The organism is Serratia sp. HRI, assembly GCF_010119335.3.
Taxonomy (GTDB): domain Bacteria; phylum Pseudomonadota; class Gammaproteobacteria; order Enterobacterales; family Enterobacteriaceae; genus Serratia; species Serratia nevei.
Genome location: NZ_CP083690.1, coordinates 54,156 through 75,639, shown reverse-complemented (window position 1 = coordinate 75,639; position 21,484 = coordinate 54,156). Strand labels below are relative to the sequence as shown.

The window sequence follows — 21,484 nt, the reverse complement described above, 5'->3', positions numbered from 1 at the left end:
TATGGCTTGGCGAATAGAGCGGTACCGCCGCCGGCGATGATTTTTTGTGTCCCGTGTCGCAACGCCTGGTACACATCTATGATACATATTTGCAACACTCGCGAACGGGGGGAGAAACGCATGTTGCCTGACGACCGCTTGCCCACTGAGGGCGCCAGTTTGTTGACCCATCCGCTGGCGGAATCCTGGCAGCGCAGCCGGAGCTACGGCCTGGCGCGCGCCGATCAGCACATCTCGTTCATCAAAGCCGGGTTGCTCGAAGAGCGGCGCAGCCGCAACGACTGGGTGCCGCAACGGGTGCAGCCGCTGATCGAGCAGCTGGGCGCGCAAATTACGCGCCAGCCCGCCATTGTGGTCATTGCCGACGCCGACGGGCTGGTGCTGGAAACCCGCGGCAATACCGATTTTCTGCATAAGGCATCGCGCTTTGCGCTGGCGCCGGGCAACCCGTGGGGGGAAGCGGAGCGGGGCACCAACGCCATCGGCACCGCGCTGGCGCTGGGCGCGTTCTGCGAAGTGCGCGGCGATCAGCATTACCTCAACCAAAATGCCGGATTGAACTGCACCGCCGCGCCGATCTACCGGCCGGATGGCCACATTGCCGGGATATTGGATCTTTCCGCCCCCGCGCAGCGGCCGTATCGCGATGCACAGCGCCTGATCATGCAGGCGGTGCGACATATCGAACACCGCTGGGTCAGAAGCGCGATCGCCGATCGTCACTGGACGCTGCGCCTGCACGCCGACGCCGGTAGCCTGGGCAGTGCGCAGGAGCTGCTGCTGGTGTTTCACGACGAAGTGCTGGTCGCCGCCAATCGGCTGGCGATGCTGGAGTTCCAGCTTTTACCGGCCGCATTCGGCTCGGTTGAGTTCGCCCAGCTGTTCCCCGATCTGCTGCGACAGCCTTCCGGCGCACCGCACCAGACGCTGGCCGGCAATCAACGGCATTATTATTCCCTGCTCGAGGCGCCGCAGCGCCGCGTCAGCGCCCTGCGTTCGGTTTCGCCGCCGGCGGAAAGGCATGACGAACAGCATCAGAAGGCGCTGCGCATTCTCAATGCCGGTCTTTCCCTGTGCGTGACCGGCGAAACCGGCTGCGGCAAGGAGCACTTCAGCCGACGCCTGTTTCAAGAGAGCCGCTGGCGCAACGGCAACTTCGTGGCGATCAACTGCGCGGCGCTGCCTGAGCCGCTGATCGAGTCCGAACTGTTCGGCTATGCCCCGGGGGCGTTTACCGGCGCCAACCCGAAAGGCTATATCGGCAAGATCCGCGAGGCGGACGGCGGCGTGCTGTTCCTCGATGAAATCGGCGACATGCCGGCGGGCCTGCAGACGCGGCTGCTGCGGGTGTTGCAGGAAAAAACGGTCACGCCGCTCGGCAGCCGCAGCGCTTATCCGGTCGATTTCGCGCTGGTCTGCGCCACGCACCACGATCTGCCTCGGCAGGTACAGGCGGGGGCGTTTCGTGAGGATTTGCTGTACCGCATACAGGAATACAGCCTGCGCATTCCGCCGCTCAGAGAGCGGGCGCAGCTGGAAGCCTTCATTCTGCAGCTGTGGCGAGAGCTGGGCGGCGAGCGGCGCGACATTCGCCTGCTGCCGGAGGCGCTGGCGATGCTGGCGCGCTACCCTTGGCCCGGCAACGTGCGGCAGCTGTTGAGTACGCTCAAGGTGTTGCTGGCGCTGGCGGACGATCATGCGGTGCTCACCCTGGACGATCTGCCGCAGTCCATCGCGGTGCTGGCGCCGCGCCAGGATAACGCCGATACCGGCCTGGAGGCGCTGCAGGCGGCGATCGGCAGGGCGGGCGGTAATCTCAGCCGGGCGGCGAAGGCGCTCGGCGTTTCGCGCAGCACGCTGTACCGCAAGCTGGGAAAGCAGAAAGCGGCGGCGGAATGAAACATCATGATTGATCATCAATAGCCGGCCCCTCGATGCGGGGCCGGTGCATGTTTTAGTCTCCCAGTCCCGGCGGGTTAATCTCGGAATGGGCAATCTTCTCGTCGCTCTCCGCCCAGCGATCCAGCACCTGCAGATAGCTGCCGTTGGCGATGGCGCCGTTGAGCGATGCCTGCACCGCGTCCACCAGGCCGTTGCCTTTCTTCAGCGTGACGGCGATGTTGGCGGTTTTCGGCCAGCCGCCGGGCACGATGCCTACCAGCCGGGTTTTGCCGGTCAGCCGCGCCTGGTAAGCGCCGGAGACGTTGGGCCCGAAGGTGGCGTCGGCGCGGCCGGACTGAATGGCCAACGTGGAGGCGGCCTTGTCGGTGACGTACACCGGCTGCAGCGGCGCCAGTCCCTTGGCGCGGTTCTCCTTGTCCCAGGCCAGCAGCACCGCTTCCTGGTTGGTGCCGGAATCGACGATGATCTTTTTACCGGCGATATCCGGCGCGGTGTTGATCTGGGTGATCTTGCTGTCGGATTTGACGTAGAACCCCAGCGTATCCTGACGATAGGTGGCGAAATCGAATTTGGTCTTGCGTTCGTTGGTTACGGTGATGTTGTAAACCGCGGCGTCATATTTGCCGGAGGCCACCCCCAGCGGCCAGTCTTCCCACGAGGTGGGCACCAGCTTGAGTTTCAACCCCAAACCGTCGGCCACCAGGCGCGCGATGTCCGCCTCGCTGCCGATCACCGTTTTATTGTCGCGGGCATAGAGGCCGAACGGCGGGCCGCTGCCCAGCAGGGAAATGGCCACCGTCAGCGTGCCGGGCTCCACGAACTTGAAACCGGCGGGGATTTTGGCGACCGCCTCGGCGTTCTTCACCGTATGGATCGGCGTTTCGTTGGCGACGATATCTACCCCTGGCGCGGCCGCGGCGGAAAAGCTCAGCAGCGCCGCCATCACTATCATCTTTTTGCTATCTATCATTATGTTAATTACCTTCATTATTAGGATTGTCACAGGGTCGTTGCACTATCTCTGAAGGCTAAAGGTCTGTGAACGAACAAAATCAACTATCCAATCTTGGAAAAATCATGATGCGCCGCCGGCGCTGAGACATCGAGGACGAACCATGCTGTCGCGCTTCGCTACGTTGGGCCGCATACCGCGCGGCGTTTGGATCTTGGGTGGGGTGAGCCTGCTGATGGACGTTTCCTCGGAAATGATCCACAGCCTGCTGCCGCTGTTTATGGCGACGACGCTCGGCGTCAGCGTGATCGTCATCGGGCTGATCGAAGGGCTGGCGGAGGCGACGGCATTGGTCGTCAAGGTATTCTCCGGCGTGCTCAGCGATTACCTCGGCAAGCGTAAAGGGCTGGCGCTGCTGGGCTACGGGCTGGGCGCCATCAGCAAACCGTTTTTTGCCGTCGCGTCGTCGTCCGGCATGGTGATGAGCGCGCGTCTGTTGGATCGCGTGGGCAAAGGCATCCGCGGCGCGCCGCGCGACGCCCTGGTGGCCGATGTGACGCCGCCGGAAATTCGCGGCGCGGCCTTTGGGCTGCGCCAGTCGCTGGATACCGTCGGCGCCTTTTTAGGACCTCTGCTGGCCGTCGGCTTGATGCTGCTGTGGCACAACGATTTTCGCGCCATCTTTTGGGTGGCTGCGATCCCGGCGGCGCTGGCGATCGCGCTGCTGTTCTTCGGCCTGAAAGAGCCGGCCGCCGCGATAACCGACAAGCGTACCAACCCGATTACCCGCGCCAATCTGCGGCTGCTGGAGCGTGGCTATTGGTGGGTAGTGGGCATCGGCGCCGTCTTCACGTTGGCGCGCTTCAGCGAGGCGTTTCTGGTGCTGAAGGCGCAGCAGGGCGGCACGCCGCTGGCGTTGATCCCGCTGGTGATGGTCGCCATGAACCTGGTCTACGCCTGCTCGGCCTATCCGTTCGGTAAACTTTCCGACCGCATGAGCCATAAAGGAATGTTAAAAGCCGGTTTACTGGTGCTGATCGCCGCCGATGTGGTGCTGGCGTTGAGCGATCATTGGGCGGGCGTGCTGTTTGGCGTGGCGCTGTGGGGCGTGCACATGGGCATGACGCAGGGGCTGTTGGCTGCGATGGTGACGCATACCGCGCCGGCGCACCTGCGCGGCACCGCGTTCGGCATGTTCAACTTGGTCAGCGGTGTGGCGCTGCTGCTGGCGAGTCTCGGGGCCGGCATGCTGTGGGAGCGGGTCGGTTCCGCTTCCACCTTTTACGCCGGCGCGATCGTCTGCGTGGTGACGCTTATCGGCATGCAGCTGGCGCCGTTCGGCGAACAGCAGGGCGTTTAACGGCCGTCGACAGGCTGCGGTGCTGCCTGCAGCAGCTCGGGCACCCGCTGGGGTTCCACCGCCCGGCTGAACAGAAAACCCTGGCCGATATGGAAACCGGCTTCGCACAGCGTTTGCCGCTGCTGCTCGGTTTCCACCCCCTCGGCGATGATATCGATCGACAGCTTTTGACCGAGAATGCCGATGCTTTCCACGATCGCCAGGATCGCCGGTTCGGTATTCATACGTTGAACGAAGTCGCAGTCCAGCTTAATGCAGTCCAGCGGATAATCCATGATATGGCTGAACGAGGAGTGACCGGTGCCGAAGTCGTCCAGGGCGATGCGGATGCCCATCTCCTTGAGCATTTGCAATGCGCGCAGCACGTACTTCGAGCCGTGCTTGTTGAACGCGTGTTCGGTCACCTCCAGTTCGATCAGATGATGGGGTATGTGGAACTTCAGCAGGCGCTGCAGGAACGTTTCGGCGTAGTTGTCGCGTAAAAACTCGATCGGCGACACGTTCAGCGAGATGGGCTGCACCGCCACGCCGGCCGCGCGCCAGCGGGCGATATCGGCGAAGACCTTCAGCTGCATGGCTTCGCTGATCTTGGTCGCCAGCTCGTAGTCGTTGAACGCCTCGCTCACCGTCGCCGGCAGCTGCACGCCGTTGATCGGGCAGTGCCAGCGCAGTAAGGCTTCAAAGCCGACGATGCTACCGTCGGTCAGGCTGACCTTCGGTTGGTAGCTGGGGCGGATGCAGTTGTCGCGCACGATCTGGCGCGCGTAGTTGAGCTGGCTGGCGCGGGCGCGCGCCTTGTCCATCATCTTGCGGTCGAACATATAGACACCGCCCCGGCCGCCGTCTTTCAGCTCATACAGCGCAGTATCGGCGCATTTCATCAGTTCCGAAGCGTCGCGGGCGTCTTTGGGGTAGATGGCGCCGCCGATGCTCATGCCGCAATGCAGCGTCTTGCCGCCGTGGGTGATCGGCGTCTCCAGCTGCAGCAGAAACTTGTTGGCGATGCGGAAAATATCCTGCTCGTTTTCGACGTCGCTGATCACCACGGCGAACTCATCGCCGCCGAGGCGAGAGACGAACGAGTGCGTATTCATGCAGGCGCTGAGCCTTTTGCCCAAAACCCGCAGCAGATGGTCGCCTGCCGCGTGGCCCAGCGTGTCGTTCACCAGCTTGAAGTGGTCAAGATCCAGCAGCATCAGCCCAAGCGACTTGTTGCCGTGCAGGGCCCGCTTCATTTCTTGCTTCAGTTTCTTCTTGAACAGGCGCCGGTTGGGCAGGCCGGTCAGTTCGTCATATTCGCTGGCGAGCAACAGGCGTTGCTCCATCACGCGTTGCGAAGTCACGTCGCGTGAGACGCACAAGATCTCGGCCACGGTGCCGTGTTCGTCGCTGACCGGCGTAAGAATGTTGTCCCAGTGCTGTTTTTTGCCCTGCGGCGTCACGCTCAATCCCGTGAAGCGCGCATTTTTTCCGGCTCTGACGCTGCGCAGCGCTTTGCGGCCGCGGCGCCGGATCTCGGGCGACAGCAGCCCCAGCCAGGGCATGCCAAACTCTTTTTGCCCCGGATCAAGGCCGAGCGCCAGGCTGCCGGAGCGGTTCATGTGGCGCAGCGTGCCGTCGTGATTGATCACTTTAATGCAGTCGACGCTGGCGTCCAGCATGTCTTGCTGGATAGACAGCGCCTGAACGTTTTGCTGGCGCTGCAGCATTTGCGGGTGAATGTCGGTCGCCGTCAGGTACCAGCTGGGCTCCAGCGCCATGCCGTCCTGCCGGGCGTTAAACGCCAGCATGAACCAACGGTAGGCGCCGCTGCGATCGCGCAGGCGGGCCTCTCCGGCGAACGAGGAGAGGGCCACGATCGCCTGGCGCCATTGCGCGGCCAGCCGCTCGCGATCGTCGGGGTGCAGGGCATCGAGCCAGTCGGCGGCGCCGTGTTCCCCGGCGATGGCGCCGGTGTAGTCGCGCCACTGTTTATTGAAGTAACCGCCAAGGCGGTTGCCGAAGCAAATCAGGCCGGGCAAGTCGTCTACGATTTCGCCATAGAGATCAATCGGATTTTTGTTATTGCTCTGCTTGGGCAACAGGGTCATGCGGTATTTCCTCGGAAAATTACCCATATTCTCGCTCTAGAGCAGAGCTTCTTTCAATATAGTCTTGCCAATGAAAATGGGAATAGCCAGCGGGCGCGGCTAAAAATCGGCCCGCTAGCATGGAATACATCCAGCGTGAACGCATTAGGAATACTCCTGTTATTTATAAGCAACCCTTATATTGCAGCGAAAAATAAGTGATCGGACCACGCCGCGTTATTGCCGTGAAAATTAATCATTATTGATGTTTCTCTATGGCTAAATGTTCAGTCGCCATGATGTACTCCCGACCGGTATTCTGCCTTCTCTATGCGGTAATACTGACAAAAACCGCAGTCCAGACGGGGATGAACGCCATTTTATGCACTATTCAGCGCCCGTTTACTGGGGCTTAGCGGAAAAATCATGATGCAAATCAAGAAATGTTTTGTTTCATATGTTGACACTTTGCTTACGAATGGGATAGCCTCGCGAATGAAAATCATTAACAAAATTGGATGATTAAGCGAGATGCACCCACTCTCTGATTCTCCCGCTTCGGCCGGATGGCCGAACTGCCCCGGCGTAGCGGCACCGATAAACGTACATTCGCCTCCTGTTTGCCTCTCTGCGCCATAGGTGCCAGGCGCGGCGGCATGCTCTTGTCTGCTCGCACTATTTTCGTCACTCAGCATGTCTTTTCATGCGGCCCGTATCGGGTCTGCATGCGCTATCTGTTATTTCACGATCGAGGGAGGTCGCAGGGCGGTTAAAACGTAAGTTTTCTTCTGGGTATAAATAAACATGGAGCGTAAAATGAAACTTAATAAGAAATTGAAGTTAGCGTATTGCGTTTTTCTGGGTTGTTATGGCTTATCCATTCATTCTTCTCTTGCCGCTTATCAGGATCCCGGTCGCTTGGGCGCGCCTGACAGCTGGAAAACCGCCGAGTTTAACCGCCAATGGGGGCTTGAGGCTATTTCCGCCGAGTTTGCCTATGCCAGAGGCTATACTGGAAAAGGCGTCACCATCGGCATTATCGACAACGCCATTCTTTCCCATTCTGAATTCGCCGGCAAACTGACGCGATTGGATAACGGCAGTTATAATTTCTCGTACGATAAACAAGACAATATGTCTTTCGGCGATCACGGCACCCATGTAGCCGGTATTGCCGCAGCGAAAAGAGACGGCGGCGGCATGCACGGCGTGGCTTTCGACGCGGATATTATCGGCACCAAATTGAATGACTACGGTAACCGCAACGGCCGTGAGGAGTTGATTCAGAGCGCGGCTCGCGTCATCAACAACAGCTGGGGGATTGCACCGGACATTCGCCGTGACGCCAAAGGCGATATCATCTGGTTGCCGAACGGCAGGCCGGACTACGTGGCATTCGTAAAAAGCGACGTGATCGGCGAGATGATGCGCAACAAGGCCAGTGTGGAATGGGGCAGCGAACAGCCGGTGCCTACCGGCGCGCACAGCGCGATGCCAACGCTGCTGCGGGCGGCCCGGCACGGTAAGCTGATCGTCTTCTCGGCAGGCAATTACAACAACTACAATATTCCCGAAGCGCAAAAATCACTGCCTTACGCCTTCCCGGACGTCTTGAACAATTACCTGATCGTGACCAACCTGAGCGACGAAAACACGTTAAGCGTCTCTTCGACCAGCTGCGGGCAAACGGCCAGTTATTGCGTTTCCGCACCGGGATCCGATATTTACAGCACCGTCGGCCGGCTGGAGTCCAATACCGGCGGCGCCGTTAATCGCGAAGCTTATAATAAGGGCGAGCTTTCGCTTAATCCCGGCTACGGCAATAAATCAGGCACCTCAATGGCTGCGCCGCACGTTACCGGCGTTGCCGCAGTATTGATGCAACGTTTCCCTTATATGAGCGCCGATCAAATATCCGCGGTAATTAAAACCACCGCCACCGATTTGGGTGTCGCCGGTATTGATAATCTGTTCGGCTGGGGACGTGTCAATTTGCGCAATGCGATCAACGGCCCGAAAATGTTTATTACCAAAGAGGATATCCCGCAGGAATATTATGTACCGGGCTCCTACAGTGAAAAACAGTTCGTGGTGAATATCCCCGGTCTGGGAAATATCGTCGAACCCGGTACCTCTGTTGAGCGGCGCTGCACGTCGAGCGAATGCGACTTCGATGCGTGGAGTAACGACATCAGCGGGCACGGCGGCTTGACCAAAACGGGCGCCGGTACGCTGGCGTTGTTGGGTAATAACACCTATCGCGGTGATACCTGGGTGAAACAGGGCGTGTTGGCGATCAACGGTTCGGTGGCGTCCAACGTCTATATCGAAAATAGCGGCACGTTGGCCGGTGAGGGCACCGTCAGCGCCTTCAGAGCGGCTCGGGGCGGCAGCGTCGCGCCGGGTAACGGCATCGGCACGCTGCACGTGTTGCACGATGCCATTTTTGATCGCGGTTCGCAGTATAACGTGGAAGTGGCGGGCAATGGCCGCAGCGACAAGATCGACGCACGACGCGCGTTTCTCAATGGCGGCAGCGTGAACGTCAGCCTGGAGCACAGCAAAAACCTGCTGTCGCAGAATGAGGCGCAAAGTTTGTTGGGCAACAAATACACCATCCTGACGACGACGGACGGCGTCAACGGCCGGTTCGAAAATGCCAATCCAGCGTATCCGTTTGTTAATGTGACGCTGGATTATCAGGGTAATGACGTCGGCCTTGGCATCACCCGCACCGCCGCTCGTTTTGACACCCTGGCCAGCACTGAGAACGAGAAAGCGGTGGCTCGCGCGGTGGAAACGCTCAACGCGACGGAGCCGGTCACGGAAACGGTGAAGCGCAGCGTGGCTGCCCCTACCGCTGAGGCGCTGAGCGCACTGCAAGATGATCAAGGCAAAGCACAAGCCGTTACCGAAGAAGCGGGCATCGTCACCGGCCATCCGGTGTATGAAAGCTTCCTCGGCTTCACGTCGGCCAGAGAGCTGCAACAGGCGACCCGCCAACTGTCCGGCCAGGTCCATGCGGATATGGCTTCCGCCCAGATTAACGAAAGCCGTTACCTACGCGATGCCGCCACCGAGCGCCTGCGCCAGGCGGAAGGCCGACGTATCGCTTCCGATATCAAAGCGGATGACAACGGCGCCTGGGCGAAACTGCTGGGCAACTGGGGGCATGCTTCCGGCAACGATAATGCCACCGGTTACCAAACGTCCACCTACGGCGTGCTGCTGGGCCTGGATGGCGAGCTGTTTGACGACGGCCGGCTTGGGGTGATGACCGGGTATACCCGCACCTCACTGGATGGCGGTTATCAGTCAGATGCTCACAGCGACAACTACCATCTGGGGCTGTACGGCAACAAACGTTTCGGTGCGTTGGCGCTGCGGGCGGGGGGCACGTATACCTGGCATCGTATCGATACCTCGCGCTCGGTGAACTACGGCGCGCAGTCGGATCGCGAGAAGGCCAGCTATAACGCGCGCACCGGCCAGCTGTTTATCGAAAGCGGTTACGACTGGACGAACGACACGGTCAATCTTGAGCCATTCGCCAACCTGGCTTATACCCACTATCGTAACGAGGGGATCAATGAGCACGGCGGGGCGGCGGCGCTGCGCGGCGACAAGCAAAGTCAATCAGCCACCGCTTCGACGCTGGGGCTGCGCGCAGATACGCAATGGCAGGCCGATAGCGTGGCGATCGCGCTGCGCGGCGAACTGGGCTGGCAGCATCAGTACGGCAAGCTGGAGCGCAAAACGCAACTGATGTTCAAACGTACCGATGCGGCGTTCGACGTGAACAGCGTGCCGGTTTCCCGCGATGGCGCGGTGCTGAAAGCGGGCGTCGATGTTGCGGTAAACAAAAACGCCGTCTTGTCCCTCGGCTACGGCGGGCAGCTATCGTCAAACCACCAGGATAACAGCGTCAACGCCGGTCTGACCTGGCGCTTCTGATCGCGTTTACCCCGTTTGACCTTACTCAGCCTCCATCGCAACGATGGGGGCTTTTCTCCAGGCCTTAGTTACGCCAATCTGATCCCGGGCACAGACATTTCCTGGGTGATCAGCATGGTGCTGACCGGTATCGCATCCCCATTGTGTTGTTCACGACGGGCTAACTGGGCAGTGCAGCTTTAAATGTCATCGCCCTGGAAAAGCCGCTGCTGCCAGTGCAACAGTTGGGTCAGCGTGACTGGCGCAGCGTCAGCAATGGCCTCGCGATCTTCCAAGGCAATTTCTCGGGCGCGCTGCAACGATTCGGTGCTGAGGCGCTGCAGGCTTTGCCGCAGCGCCTGTTGTATTTGCGCCAGCTCGCCAGCGCCAATGTGCGCCAGCTCATGGCGCATCTGCAGTAAGAATTCGTCGGTTAACTGCCGCAGCGGTTCAACGTTGAACGTCGGGGATTGCAGGGCGAACAGCATGCCCTCGGTATCGGCACAGCGGTGGAAGGCGCATTGCACCACGTAACCCACGTTGCGATCCACGCGCAACCGCTGAAAATAACGCGGGGCGTAAAGCTGAGCCAGCACGCGCAGCGCCCAACGGCCTTCGGCTTCGCCGTTCTGCAGCGGGTAAAACTGCAGTAAGGCGCTTTCGGGGCCGCTTTCCGTCAGCGTGACGGGGCGATGATGGTGAGGTGTCGGCAGCGGCGGCTCAGCGGCCACGGAATAGGGGAAACCGTACAGCAGGTGCGACAGCTGCCGTTTTAACTCGCCATCGCCGCCGATCAAGGTGGCATGCCATTGCGCCGCTGCGGTTGGCGCGCTGAGCGCCGCCGGCAATTGGGCTAACAGACGGCGAATGGCGATATCGTTTTGCTCTTTCCGCTGCGTATGGCGCAGGTTTCTCGCCGCCTCGTTGAGAACGGCCGGCGACAACACCGCCAGCGCCCGGTTTACGACGCTCAGCCCATGGCAGATCAGCGCGTGGCTGCCCGCCAACTGCAGCAGCCACACGCCCTGGTGGCGTTCGAAGCTTAAATGTCCCTCCTGATGCGCCAGTTCGGCCGCCCCGGCGCGCAGCGCCGCCTGTATGCCGCAGGCCTGTTCATCGCTGAAGGGGCTGGACGGCGCCGGCCGCAGCAACAGCACCGGCTGCGCTTCGCCAGGGAGCAGATGCCGCAGCGGCGCCAGGCCGGAAGGCAAGGTCGGACTCGGCAGCGCCGCCGCGGCGGTGAAAAAGCGAAAAGGTTCCGTTGCGGGCGTCAGCGCGGCGCCAACGAAGGGGCCAAGCGCCAGCGGCAACCCTTGAATTTCACGGGGTTCGCCGCCGCCATCGGGCCGCACGGCCAGGCGGCGGCGCGGCGCGCTAATCAGCGCCGCAATATGCCGTGGCCAATCGTCGTTCGGCTCCGTCGGCGGCAACCCAAACGCTCTGGCGCGCAGCTGATCGAGCGGCGCCAAACGGTGGAAATCGCGATTGGCCAGCCGCTCGTAATGCGCAAGCTGAGCCGGTGCCAGCACCTGCAGCGCCTGCAGCCACGCCAACAACGCGCTTTCGATGTGGGCAGCTTCAGCAGCTGAACCGTGATTGACGGTAAAGATAAAACTCAGCAGCGCGTTGTTCTCGCTGCAGCGCGAATAATTGAGCCGAACCGCATCGCACCACGCCTGAGCGCGCAGCCGGGCCAGCAGCCCGCCGGGGGCTTCGTCCAGCAGCAGGCGCTCCAGCCGCCGCAGCCAACCGCGCGCATGGGAACACGGCAGGGCAAACACCAGTCTCAGCTGCGGCGTGCCGGGAAGAGACAGGGTGTAATCTTTCGCAGCGGTCAGCGGCGGTGAGGCTTTGTGCGGTATGGCGCTGCCCGATGGCAAGCGGCTGCCGTAACGCTGGGCCAGCGCATGCAGCTGCGCCAGCGATTGTGGGCCTTGCAGCCACAGCGTCAGGTTTGGCGCGCGAAAATAGCACCGGTGAAACTGCCGCAGCGCCTGCTGCAGGGCGGAAATGTCGCTGCCGAAAGCGGCACGGCTGCCGATATGAAAGCGGTGCATGGCGTCCAGGCCGGTGAACATCTGCCGCTGTGCGGCTTCGCAGCGGGTTTCCACCTCGGCGCGCAGCAGGCGATATTCAGCGTCGATGACCTCAATCTCCTGTGCGATCGCCTCGGCCGCCAGCTGTGGGGCGGCGAGCATATCGCTCAGCCGCGCCAGCCCCTGCGCCAAATGATCGGCGCCCACCTCGAAGAAAAACGCGGTTTGCGTGGCCTGGGTGGTGGCATTCAGTCGGCCGCCGACCGACGGTACCCAGCCCATCAAACTATCTTGCGCGCTGAAGTTCTCGCTGCCGCGAAACAACATATGCTCCAGCAGATGCGCCAGGCCCGGCCAGGCGGTGGGCGCCTGAAAACTGCCCGCTTCAATGCGCACCAGCGCGGCGGCGCTAGCGGCGGCAGGATCGCTTATCGCCTTGACGGCCAAACCGTTGTCGAGCTGCCAGGAGGCGCCGGCGAGTGCCATCGTCAACCCTTGAAAATCAGACGGGAGTTGGTTTGATTGCGAAAACGCAGCTGATCGATACCGATCTGCGAACGGTTCGCCGCTTCCCGCGCCGCCAGAATGGTGCCGTGGTGCGGCGATTTGCCGCATACCGGGTCAGCGTTGTCGGCGTTGCCGGTCAGCATGAACGCCTGACAACGGCAGCCGCCGTAGTCTTGCTCTTTCTCCGAGCAGGAACGGCAGGGCTCCGGCATCCAGTTATAGCCGCGATAGCGGTTAAAACCGAACGAGTGGTACCAGATATGCTGCAGATCGTGCTCCAGCACCGACGGGAAGGCGATCGGCAACTGACGGGCGCTGTGACAGGGTAACGCTATACCTTCCGGCGTTACGCTCATGAAGATTGCCCCCCAGCCGCCCATGCAGCCTTTGGGGCGCTCCTCGTAGTAGTCCGGCGTGACGAACAGCAGGTTGGCCAGCTTGCCCTCGGCGGCCATGCGTTCGCGATAGTGTTTTACCACCGCTTCCGCGTCGGCGATCTGCTCGCGGGTCGGCAGCAGGCCCTCGCGGTTGAGGTGCGCCCAGCCGTAGAACTGGCAGGTCGCCAGCTCGACGTCGTCGGCGTCCAGCTGGATCGCCAGTTCGATAATACGGTCGATCTGGCCGATATTATGGCGATGCAACACGAAGTTGAGCACCATCGGATAGCCGAGCGCCTTGACCGCCTTGGCCATGGCCAGCTTCTGCTGAAACGCCTTGGCGGAACCCGCCAGCGCGGCGTTCAGCGTTTCGTCGCTGGCCTGAAAACTGATCTGGATATGGTCCAGCCCGGCGTCGGCGAAGGTCTGCAGCTTCTTCTCGGTCAGGCCGATGCCGGAAGTGATCAGGTTGGTGTAAAAGCCGAGATCGCGCGCGGCGGCGATCAGCTCGGGCAGGTCTTTACGCACCAGCGGCTCGCCGCCGGAAAAACCGAGCTGCACGCTGCCCATCGCCCGCGCCTGGCGAAACACCTCAATCCACTGCGCGGTGGTCAGCTCTTTTTCCTGCGCGGCAAAATCGAGCGGGTTGGAGCAATAGGGGCACTGCAGCGGGCAGCGGTAGGTCAGCTCCGCCAGCAGCCAGAGCGGCGGGTTCACCGCCGGCGCGCGTGCTTCAGTCACGGAAGGTCACCCATTTTTGTTCGTAGGCGCGCTGGAAAAATTCCAGCACGTCATCCGCCAACCCCTCGGCGCCGGGAAAGCGGGCGTTCAGCTGCGCGATGATGCCGTTCAGCGTGGTGTGGCCGTCGACCAGCTGCAAGATGGCGGCGGCGCTGTCGTTCAGCTTGGCCATGCCTTCCGGGTAGAGGATCACGTGGCTGTTTTGCACTTGCTCCCATTGCAGGCGATAGCCGCGGCGGAAAACGGGGGTGTGTTCAGGGTTCAGCGTCATTACACCAGCCTCTGGTTGTGCCATACCCGCGCGGCGGTCACGCTGTGATAAGGCGGGCGGTTCAGGGTATAGGCCATGCTCATGGCGTCCAGCATGCTCCACAGAATATCCAGTTTGAACTGCAGGATCTCCAGCATGCGCTGCTGCTTTTCAACGGTGTCGCAATAGTCCAGCGCCAACGCCAGGCCGTGTTCCACATCGCGGTTGGCCTGGCCGAGGCGGCTGCGGAAATAGTCGTAGCCGGCGGCGTCGATCCACGGATAGTGCTGCGGCCAGCTGTCGAGGCGCGACTGGTGGATTTGCGGCGCGAACAGTTCGGTCAGCGAGCTGCAGGCCGCTTCTTGCCAGCAGGCGCGGCGCGCGAAATTGACGTAGGCGTCGACCGCAAAGCGCACGCCCGGCAGCACCAACTCTTCAGAGAGCAGGGCGTCGCGCTGCAGCCCGACGGCTTCGCCCAGGCGCAGCCAGGCTTCAATGCCGCCTTCGCTGCCGCTGTAGCCATCGTGATCCAGGATGCGCTGCACCCATTTGCGGCGGGTTTCCGGCTGTGGGCAGTTAGCCATGATCGCCGCGTCTTTGATCGGAATGCTGGTCTGGTAGTAGAACCGGTTGGCCACCCAGCCCTGGATCTGCTCGCGGGTTGCTTCGCCGTTGTGCATCGCGATGTGGTACGGGTGGTGGATATGGTAATAAGCGCCTTTGGCGCGCAGCGCCGCTTCAAATGCCGGCGGAGTCAGGGGCAGTGGTTGCGTCATGGCGGTTCCCTACAGTTCGATATTCATGCCGTCCCAGCTCACTTCAATGCCGGCGGCGGTCAGACTTTGCCGCTCTGCCGAGTCTTCATTGAGGATTGGGTTGGTATTGTTAATGTGGATCAGGATTTTGCGCCTGGCGGGCAAGGTGGCGAGCAGGGCCGCCAGCCCGTGTTCTTCCGCCAGCGCCAGATGCCCCATGTCCTTGCCGGTATTGCGGCCCACGCCGGCGTTGGCCAGCTCGTTGTCGCGCCACAGCGTGCCGTCGATCAGCAGGCAGTCCGCGCGGCGCAGCCACGGCATCAGCGCCTCGTCCGGCTCACCCAGGCCCGGTGCGTACAGCAGCCCGACCCCGCGCGCGGTATCTTCGATAAACAGCGCCACGTTGTGGCCCGGCAGCGGGCGATCGCGGTACGGCGAATAGGGCGGCGCGTTACTGAGTAGCGGAATGGCGGTAAAGCGCACGGTCGGGCAGACCGCCGTGCGGAACGGCTCCCCGGGCGTCACCGGGTGGTGAATCAGCCCGCCGTGCCAGTGGGAGAGCATGGGAAACACCGGGAAGCCGGTGCTGAGATCGTCATGCACTTCAGGCGTGCACCAGACGTGATGCGGGCAGCCCTCGCGCAAATTGAGCAAGCCCGCGCTGTGATCGATCTGGCTGTCGGTCAACACGATCGCGCCGATACCGGTGCCGCGCAGCACATCGGGATTATTCAATTCGGGCGAGGCCAGTAGCTGATGGCAAATGTCCGGGGAAACGTTGCACAGTACCCAGTTTTTACCGTCGTCGCTGACGGCGATGGAAGACTGGGTGCGGCGCTTGGCGTTGATGCTGCGGTCGCGAACGCCCCGGCAGTTGTCGCAGTTGCAATTCCACTGGGGAAAGCCGCCGCCTGCTGCTGAGCCGAGAACTTTTATCTGCATGTCTAAACCAGAAAGAGAGGGAAAGAAATGCCCGCGCGAAAGGCGGGCAGACGGGCGATTAACGGTTGGAAATGTACAGCGTCACTTCCAGACCCAGACGCAGGTCAACAAACTCAGGTTTAGTCCAGGTAGTCATAGCGGTGCTCCTTAGCATGCATCGTAATAGTTCGAACCCAATGAGAAACGTTCGCATTCGTCCGGCCCAATGTTGACGAAATGTGACGGAGATCGCAACCTTTAAAGCGTAACCGGGTTATTCGCCCCAGGTGGTTGCGAGCACGTTCAGCCAGTTGCGCCAGGTCAGCTTCTCCAGCAGCCGGTTATCGAACCCGGCCTGTGCCAGCGCTTGCGTCAGCAGCGGCAGGCCGCCGACATCCGCCAACGGGTGCGGTACGTTGACCCCGTCAAAATCAGAGCCAAATCCCACGCGATCTTCACCAAGTTTAGCGATCAAATACTCAACGTGTTTAACAATTTCTGTTAAGCCGGTTGTTGCACTGTCACGTTTGCCGTCCGCACGCAGGAAGGCGGTACCGAAATTGACGCCGACCATCCCGCCGCTCTGAGCGATGGCGTCCAGCTGTGCGTCGGTCAGGTTACGCGGTTGCGGGCAGAGGGCGTGGGCGTTGGAGTGGGTGGCGACCAGCGGCGCGCGGCTCAGCGCGGCGGTTTGCCAGAAGGTTTTCTCGTTCATGTGCGAGACGTCTATCATGATGCGGCGGCGGTTGCAGGCGCGGATCAGCGCCTCGCCGGCCGGCGTCAGGCCGGGGCCGGTATCGGGTGAGCCGGGGAACGGCCCGCTGACGCCGGTGCCGAAGGCGTTCGGCAGATTCCAGAATGGCCCGATGCTGCGCACGCCCAGCCGGTAGAAGGCCTCCAGCTGCGTCAGCTCCGCATCGATCATACCGGCGCCTTCAATATGCAGCACCGCGGCGATTTGTCGGTTAAGTCGACACTGTTCTATCTCGGTGGCGGTGCGACAGATGCGCAGCTGCCCCTGAGAAGCTTGCTCCAGCTGCTGCAGGATGGCGATTTGCCGTTCGGCGATCGCCAGCGGATCGAAGGTGGCCTGCGCCTCGTCCTGCGTTTGGTGGCGCATCTGGGCGATATAGCTGAGCGGGGGAATAAATACCGCGAACAGTCCGCCGAAAAATCCGCCGCGCCGCATGCGGGCGAAATCGAGGTGGCCCGGCGTGACGCGGGAATAGAAGGCGGTGGCCGGATCGTCGTCATGCTGCAGCCACAGGTTGAGCAGCAGGTCGTTATGGCCGTCGAACACCGGCCAGAGAGGGGGAAGTGTCATGGGCGCTTCACTGAGTCAGGCATCGTGAACGCTATGTTCTCCCATCGCGCGAGGGGGAACAACCCTCAGGCTATGGGGGCTTTGCCGTCGGCTGGATCACTCGCCTTCAGTAGGGCAAAATTTAGTGACATTGTCACTCTGTGCGAAGCGGTTCTTGCACGCGTTGGCGGCAGACCGTCAGCAGTAGCTGGCGCAGCCAGCGGTGATCGGCCTCGGCGTCCAAGCGCGGATGCCACATTTGCGACACGGTGATGGGCGGCGTTTTCACCGGCAGCTCGAAGACGCGCAGCGGGCCGCCCGCCGGTTGCGCATGCAGGAACGAGGCGGGCAGCAACGCCAGCAGGTTCGAGGCTTGCGCCACCGCCAGCGCCGCCGGAAAGCTCGGCACCACGGCGGCGATATGGCGTGCCAGCCCTAGCTCCGCCAGCGCGGCGTCTACCGGCCCGAGGATGCGCCCGCTGCGCGAGGCCACCACGTGGCCGCAGGCGGCGTAGTCGGCGGCGCCGATCTCCGGCTGCTGCGCCAGCGGGTGTGAGGTTCTCATCACACCGACGAAGCGATCGCGGAACAGCGCCTGCAGGCGGATTTCCGGGCCCATGTCACCCAGCACGCCAATCTCCAGATCAACCAGCCCTTCACGCAGGGGGCGGTCGCTTTTCTCCGGCTTGGGCGCAAAGCGCAGTCGCACACGCGGCGCCTGTTCGGCCGCGGCGGCGATCAGCGCCGGGCCGAAGGCTTCGACGAAGCCGTCGTTAGCGCGCAGCGTAAAGGTCCGATCCAGCACGGCGGGATCCAATGCCCCCTGCGCCGGGCGCAACACCGCGCGCGCTTCGAACGCTGCGTGCCGCGCCCGTTCGCGCAGCGTTTCGGCATAGGGTGTCAGCACCATATGGCGGCCGGCGCGCACCAGCAGGGGATCGCCGGTGGCCGCGCGCAGCCGGCTGAGGGTGCGGCTCATCGCCGAAGCGCTTAAACCGAGACGCCGTGCGGCGCCGACGACGCTGCCCGCCGTCAGCAGCGCGTCGAGTGCGATCAACAGGTTGAAATCCGGATCGGTCATGCGTGGGTGTCCTGTTGTGCTGGAAATGGGGGAAGGCGTTTGCTGCAGTATATCAGCGTAAACGCTGCGTCTCCTGCGATTGATGAGCAATAAAAAAGCCGATAACGGAGGTTATCGGCTTGGGTGGCAGGCTGGGCGACGTTACGCCGGCAGCTGCTGTGCGGTTTTCTCGACCAGCGCCAGCAACAGCTTGATGTCTTCCAGCGTCACGATCGGGTTCAGCAGCGTCATCTTCAGGCAGGTCACGCCATCGAACTCGGTCACGCCGACGTTGGCGCGGCCCGATTCCAGCAGGGCGTCGCCGATGCGCTGGTTGAACAGCGCGACGGCCGCGTCGCCGTTCGCCGCCAGCTGCACCGGACGGTAGCGGAACAGCACGCTGGCCAGCTGCGGCTGCATCACCAGTTCCAGCGATTCCTGATCGGCGATGTAACGCGCCACCTGCTGCGCCAGCGTCACGCCATGATCGATGATCTCGGCGTATTGCTTCTGCCCCAGCGCTTCCAGCCCCATCCACAGCTTCAACGCATCGAAGCGGCGGGTGGTCTGTAGCGATTTGGACACCAGGTTCGGCACGCCTTGCGCTTCGTCAAACTCGGAGTTCAGGTAGGCTGCCTGATAGCGCATCAGCTCATAGTGGCGCTCGTCTTTCAGCAAGAAGGCACCGCAGCTGATGGTCTGGAAGAACTGCTTGTGGAAGTCCAGGGTAATGGAGTCCACCAGTTCCAGGCCGTCCAGGTAGTCGCGGTACTGCTCGGAAAGCAGCAGCGCGCCGCCCCAGGCCGCATCCACGTGCACCCAAATCTGCTGTTCCGCCGCCAGCCGCGCGATGTCGCGCAGCGGGTCAATGGCACCGGCGTCGGTGGTGCCGGCGGTGGCGACAATCGCCATCACCTGCTCGCCGTTGGCCTTGGCCTGCGCCAGTTTTTCCGCCAGATCGTTCACGTCCATACGGGCGAAGCGATCGGTTTTCACCAGGGTGACGGACTGATAGCCGAGGCCCATCAGCGCCATGTTCTTCTGCACCGAGAAGTGGGCGTTTTCAGAACAGAACACCTTCAGCTTGCGCAGATCGCCCACCAGGCCGTCCTGCTGCACGGAGTGGCCCTGACGCGCGAAGAACGCATCGCGCGCCAGCATCAGCCCCATCAGATTGCTCTGGGTGCCGCCGCTGGTGAACACCCCGGCGTCGCCGGGCTGGTAACCGACCTGGGCACGCAGCCACTCGATCAGCTTCATTTCGATCAGCGTGGCCGACGGGCTTTGATCCCAGGAATCCATGCTCTGGTTGGTGGCGTTGATCAGCACTTCGGCGGCCTGGCTAATCACCAGGCTCGGGCAGTGCAGGTGCGCCACGCACTGCGGGTGGTGCACCGACAGGCTGTCTTTCAAAAAGTACTCGATGGCACGATCGATAGCCGCCTGGTTGCCCAGGCCTTGCGGGGTGAAGTCGAGCTTGATGCGCTCGCGCAGTTCGGCCACGCTTTTGCCCTGATACATCTCGGGCTGCTGCAGCCATTGCACGACGGCTTCACTGCTCTGCGCGATCGCATGGCGGTAAGCCTCGGCGCTGTGCGCCGAGGAAGCCAGAATCGGGTTTAACTTGGACATCGCGGTCATTCGCTCCAATCAGACTGGCTTGACGCCGGCGGCCAACAGCGCCTGCTCAAATTTATCCAGGAAAATACCCAGCTCATCGTTGGTGATCAGCAGCGAAGGCAGCAGGCGCAGCACGCAGCCGTTGCGCCCGCCGCGCTCCAGGATCAGGCCGGATTCGAAGCATTTCTTCTGCAGCAGCGCAGACAGTTCGCCATCGGCCGGGTAGCAGCCCATGTGATCCTGCGCTTCATTCGGCTTGACGATCTCGATGCCGATCATCAGGCCCAGACCGCGGACGTGACCGATCACCGGATAACGTTTCTGCAGCTCGGCCAGTTTGCCTTTCAGCCATTCGCCTTGAGCGGCCACTTTGTCGGCGACCTTATGCTCTTTCAGGTATTGCAGGGTGGTCAGGCCGGTGGCCATCGCCAGCTGGTTGCCGCGGAAGGTGCCGGTGTGGTGACCCGGTTCCCAGGCGTCAAACTCTTTCTTGATGCCCAGTACCGCGAGCGGCAAGCCGCCGCCGACCGCTTTCGACATCACGATGATGTCCGGCTCGATGCCGGCGTGTTCGAAGGCGAACAGCTTGCCCGTACGGGCGAAACCGGCCTGAACTTCGTCGATGATCAGCAGAATGCCATGCTCCTGCGTCACTTTGCGGATGCGCTGCAGCCACTCGGCCGGTGCCGGGTTAACGCCGCCTTCGCCCTGAACGGCTTCCAGGATCACCGCCGCCGGTTTACGCACGCCGCTTTCCACGTCGTTGATCAGGTTGTCGAAGTAGTAGGTCAGCGCCTTGACGCCGGCTTCGCCGCCGATGCCCAGCGGGCAGCGGTATTCATGCGGATAAGGCATGAACTGCACTTCCGGCATCATGCCGTTGATCGCCGCCTTCGGCGACAGGTTGCCGGTGACCGACAGCGCGCCGTGGGTCATGCCGTGATAACCACCGGAGAAGCTGATCACGCCGGAACGGCCGGTGTGCTTTTTCGCCAGCTTCAGCGCGGCTTCCACCGCATCGGCACCGGACGGGCCGCAGAACTGCAGGCAATACGCTTTGCCTTCGCCCGGCAACAGAGAGAGCAGGTAATCGGAGAAACGATCTTTTAACGGGGTCGTGAGATCGAGAGTATGTAACGGCAAGCCGCTGGTAATGACATTTTGGATGCTTTGCAGGACGTCGGGGTGATTATGTCCAAGAGCCAACGTTCCCGCCCCGGCCAGGCAATCAAGATATTGATTATTCTCAACATCAGTGATCCAAACGCCCTGGGCTTTCGCAATTGCCAACGGCAATTTGCGCGGATAACTCCTAACATTCGACTCAAATTCGGCTTGGCGCGCCAAATAGGTTTCATTGTTTCCGTTTAATGAGTTTGCAACTAAAGTATCAATACGGACTTTATCCGTCATCATATCTCTCCTACAACCGAAGGTCTCAACACGCTCCGATTGAATTAATGAATTAGAAAAGTAACTGCCTTGTGAAAAGCGCGACCAATATATGGCTTTTTCGCCTGGGACTCAATAGCCGATTTTGTTTTGAATTGTTTGGTTTTTTCTTAGGCTCATCAATATGTTGTTGATTTATTGACCGTTGATTTTGCCGGTAAAAAACAACATATCGTTAACATGGCACAAAAATCCTTTCCGCCGCCAACCTGCAGGCGGCTTTAATACGCTTATTAATAAGGTGAA

General features: G+C 61.4%; 16 protein-coding genes. 3 read left to right on the top strand and 13 right to left on the bottom strand.

Annotation, left to right across the window (positions count from 1 at the left end; genetic code table 11):
- Positions 1–120 precede the first annotated feature (120 nt).
- Entirely contained in the window at positions 121–1,899 is a 1,779-nt protein-coding gene (locus GF111_RS00350; RefSeq protein ID WP_147190889.1) for a sigma-54-dependent Fis family transcriptional regulator, read from the top strand.
- Positions 1,900–1,954: 55 nt separating this feature from the next.
- On the opposite strand, the gene GF111_RS00345 is transcribed toward GF111_RS00350, so the two are convergent.
- Positions 1,955–2,872, bottom strand: coding sequence for an ABC transporter substrate-binding protein (locus GF111_RS00345; RefSeq protein ID WP_102779662.1), 918 nt, complete (start codon positions 2,870–2,872; stop codon positions 1,955–1,957).
- 145 nt (positions 2,873–3,017) lie between these two features.
- Between GF111_RS00345 and GF111_RS00340 the strand changes: the two genes are divergently transcribed.
- Positions 3,018–4,214, top strand: coding sequence for an MFS transporter (locus GF111_RS00340; RefSeq protein ID WP_147190887.1), 1,197 nt, complete (start codon positions 3,018–3,020; stop codon positions 4,212–4,214).
- On the opposite strand, the gene GF111_RS00335 is transcribed toward GF111_RS00340, so the two are convergent.
- On the bottom strand, positions 4,211–6,304 hold the full coding sequence (locus GF111_RS00335) for a bifunctional diguanylate cyclase/phosphodiesterase (protein WP_038873039.1): 2,094 nt from the start codon (positions 6,302–6,304) through the stop codon (positions 4,211–4,213). The genes GF111_RS00340 and GF111_RS00335 overlap by 4 nt on opposite strands.
- A 359-nt stretch (positions 6,305–6,663) precedes the next feature.
- Positions 6,664–6,978, bottom strand: a complete 315-nt coding sequence (locus tag GF111_RS00330) for a hypothetical protein (protein ID WP_038873041.1) — start codon at positions 6,976–6,978, stop codon at positions 6,664–6,666.
- Between the two features lie 223 nt (positions 6,979–7,201).
- On the opposite strand from GF111_RS00330, the gene GF111_RS00325 reads away from it, so the two are divergent.
- On the top strand, positions 7,202–10,237 hold the full coding sequence (locus GF111_RS00325; protein ID WP_047730711.1) for an autotransporter domain-containing protein: 3,036 nt from the start codon (positions 7,202–7,204) through the stop codon (positions 10,235–10,237).
- A gap of 179 nt (positions 10,238–10,416) precedes the next feature.
- Here GF111_RS00325 and pqqF read toward each other — a convergent pair whose 3' ends face one another.
- The 10 genes from pqqF to GF111_RS00275 all read right to left on the bottom strand — a co-directional run bounded on the left by pqqF (position 10,417) and on the right by GF111_RS00275 (position 21,199).
- Positions 10,417–12,738: a pyrroloquinoline quinone biosynthesis protein PqqF gene (gene pqqF, locus GF111_RS00320; protein ID WP_147190886.1), complete on the bottom strand. Its 2,322-nt coding sequence runs from the start codon at positions 12,736–12,738 to the stop codon at positions 10,417–10,419.
- A 2-nt stretch (positions 12,739–12,740) separates the two neighbouring features.
- Positions 12,741–13,877 (bottom strand): pyrroloquinoline quinone biosynthesis protein PqqE, encoded by a 1,137-nt coding sequence (gene pqqE / locus GF111_RS00315; RefSeq protein WP_147190883.1) that lies wholly within the window; start codon positions 13,875–13,877, stop codon positions 12,741–12,743.
- On the bottom strand, positions 13,870–14,148 hold the full coding sequence (gene pqqD / locus GF111_RS00310; protein WP_016927749.1) for a pyrroloquinoline quinone biosynthesis peptide chaperone PqqD: 279 nt from the start codon (positions 14,146–14,148) through the stop codon (positions 13,870–13,872). The genes pqqE and pqqD overlap by 8 nt, the downstream gene beginning before the upstream one ends.
- Complete coding sequence (pqqC, locus tag GF111_RS00305) at positions 14,148–14,903, bottom strand: pyrroloquinoline-quinone synthase PqqC (RefSeq protein ID WP_080491418.1); 756 nt, start codon at positions 14,901–14,903, stop codon at positions 14,148–14,150. The genes pqqD and pqqC overlap by 1 nt, the downstream gene beginning before the upstream one ends.
- A 9-nt stretch (positions 14,904–14,912) precedes the next feature.
- The gene (pqqB, locus tag GF111_RS00300; RefSeq protein WP_038873055.1) at positions 14,913–15,824 is read right to left on the bottom strand and encodes a pyrroloquinoline quinone biosynthesis protein PqqB; all 912 of its coding nucleotides are present in this window, start codon (positions 15,822–15,824) and stop codon (positions 14,913–14,915) included.
- A 58-nt stretch (positions 15,825–15,882) separates the two neighbouring features.
- Positions 15,883–15,960 carry a pyrroloquinoline quinone precursor peptide PqqA gene (gene pqqA / locus GF111_RS00295; RefSeq protein WP_004937827.1) on the bottom strand — a complete coding sequence of 26 codons (78 nt, stop codon included), beginning with the start codon at positions 15,958–15,960 and terminating at the stop codon, positions 15,883–15,885.
- A gap of 117 nt (positions 15,961–16,077) precedes the next feature.
- The gene (locus GF111_RS00290) at positions 16,078–17,127 is read right to left on the bottom strand and encodes a dipeptidase (RefSeq protein ID WP_147190881.1); all 1,050 of its coding nucleotides are present in this window, start codon (positions 17,125–17,127) and stop codon (positions 16,078–16,080) included.
- 133 nt (positions 17,128–17,260) lie between these two features.
- A complete protein-coding gene (locus GF111_RS00285) occupies positions 17,261–18,187 on the bottom strand; it encodes a LysR family transcriptional regulator (RefSeq protein ID WP_038873060.1) in 927 nt (308 codons plus the stop codon).
- Positions 18,188–18,328: 141 nt separating this feature from the next.
- Positions 18,329–19,798, bottom strand: coding sequence for an aspartate aminotransferase family protein (locus GF111_RS00280; protein ID WP_147190880.1), 1,470 nt, complete (start codon positions 19,796–19,798; stop codon positions 18,329–18,331).
- An 18-nt stretch (positions 19,799–19,816) separates the two neighbouring features.
- Entirely contained in the window at positions 19,817–21,199 is a 1,383-nt protein-coding gene (locus tag GF111_RS00275) for a diaminobutyrate--2-oxoglutarate transaminase (protein ID WP_071845411.1), read from the bottom strand.
- Between the last annotated feature and the right edge of the window lie 285 nt (positions 21,200–21,484).